A 1,667-nucleotide genomic window follows, 5' to 3' on the forward strand; every position below is an offset into this window, starting at 1 on the left:
GCCCGCCGCCAGTTCGTGCAGTTCGCCGAGCAGCGCGGCGGCCGCGTCCGGCTCGCGCGACACCGCGCGCAGCACGTCGAGGCACATCACGTTGCCCGAGCCTTCCCAGATCGAGTTGACGGGCGCCTCGCGGAACAGCCGCGCGATCGGGCCGTTGTCGACGTAGCCGTTGCCGCCGAACACTTCCATCACTTCGCCGGTCAGCTCGACCGCGCGCTTGCAGACCCAGAATTTCGCGGCAGGCGTGACGATGCGCTTCCACGCGTGCTCGAGCGGCGTGTCGCCGTCCTCGAACGCGGCCGCGAGCCGCATCGCGAGCACGAGCGCGGCCTCGCTTTCGAGCGCGAGATCGGCAAGCACGGTGCGCATCAGCGGCTGTTCGGCGAGCGCGCGGCCGAACGCATGGCGCTGCCGCGTGTACGCGATCGCCTGCACGACGCCCTGGCGCAGCATCGCCGCGCTGCCGAGCACGCAGTTCAGGCGCGTGTAGGTCGCCATCTCGATGATGGTCGGAATCCCGCGGCCTTCGTCGCCGAGCATGATGCCCCACGCATCGTTCAGCTCGATCTCGCTGCTCGAGTTGCTGCGGTTGCCGACCTTGTCCTTCAGGCGCTGGATCTCGACCGCGTTCTTGGTGCCGTCGGGCCGCCAGCGCGGCACGTAGAAGCACGACGGGCCGCCGCTGTCGGTACGCGCGACGACGAGGTGCGCGTCGCACATCGGCGCGGAGAAGAACCATTTGTGACCGCGCAGCAGGTATTCGCCGCCGCGCCCGCCTGCGCCGGCCGGCGTCGCGAGCGTTGCGGTCGTCACGGGCGTCGCGATCGTCGTGATCGCGCGCACGTCGGAGCCGCCCTGTTTCTCCGTCATGCCCATTCCGAACCAGATCGAGCGCTTTTGCGCGACCGGCACGTCGCGCGGGTCGTAGACGTCGCTGTAGAGCTTGTCGCGCAGCAGGTCCCACAGCGCGGGCTCCTTCTGCAGCACGGGGATCGCGGCCTGCGTCATCGTCGCCGGGCACAGCGTGCCGGCCTCGATCTGCCCGTGCAGGTAGAAGCCGGCCGCGGTCGCGGCCCAGCGGCCGGGCCGCGTGTCGCGGAACGCGAGCGACACGAAGCCTTCGTTGCGGTACATGCCGAGCAGCGTGTGCCACGCCGGGTGGAAGTCGACGCGGTCGATCCGCCGGCCGCGCCGGTCGAATGCGTTCAGTTCCGGCGGGTGGCGGTTCGCGTCGTCGGCGAGCTGCGCAGTGTCGGCGCTGCCGAGGCGCGCGCCGTACGCATCGAGCTGCGGCACGGCCCAGTCGGCGCCGGCGCGTGCGAGCGCATCGCGCAGCGCGGCATCGGTCGCGAAGAGGTTATAGTCGACCAGTTCGTCGAACTGGTTCGCGACTGCATGCGTCGATCCTGTCATCGGTCCGGTCATCGAGGTGTCTCTGTTGTCGACCGGAGTGCGCGCCTGCGTGCCTCGGCGCTTGCTCCGGTTCAGTGCGATGCAAAGCTGTTGGCTCTTCCGCGCCCGGTCCGGCTCCATCCGGAACGCGTGTCTTCCTGATTTTCAGAGTAGCAAATATGCCGCCGCGACATGTTCAGGTTCCGGCGCCGCCCGGCCAGCCGGCGGCGCAACCCCGGCCCGCGTTGCGCCGCCGGCCGCGCCAGTCGCGCGCG

At 70.3% G+C, this 1,667-nt stretch carries 2 protein-coding genes; both read right to left on the reverse strand.

All coding sequences use genetic code 11. The features are described 5' to 3' along the window. Positions 1-1,413, reverse strand: a 1,413-nt coding sequence (locus G3N94_RS41325) for an acyl-CoA dehydrogenase family protein (protein ID WP_205799909.1), incomplete at its 3' end; no start/stop codon positions are given. 71 nt (positions 1,414-1,484) lie between these two features. After that, the coding region (locus tag G3N94_RS43070) for a hypothetical protein (protein WP_277398617.1) at positions 1,485-1,667 on the reverse strand (183 nt) is incomplete at its 5' end.

The organism is Burkholderia sp. Ac-20353, from assembly GCF_017104785.1.
Lineage (GTDB): Bacteria > Pseudomonadota > Gammaproteobacteria > Burkholderiales > Burkholderiaceae > Burkholderia.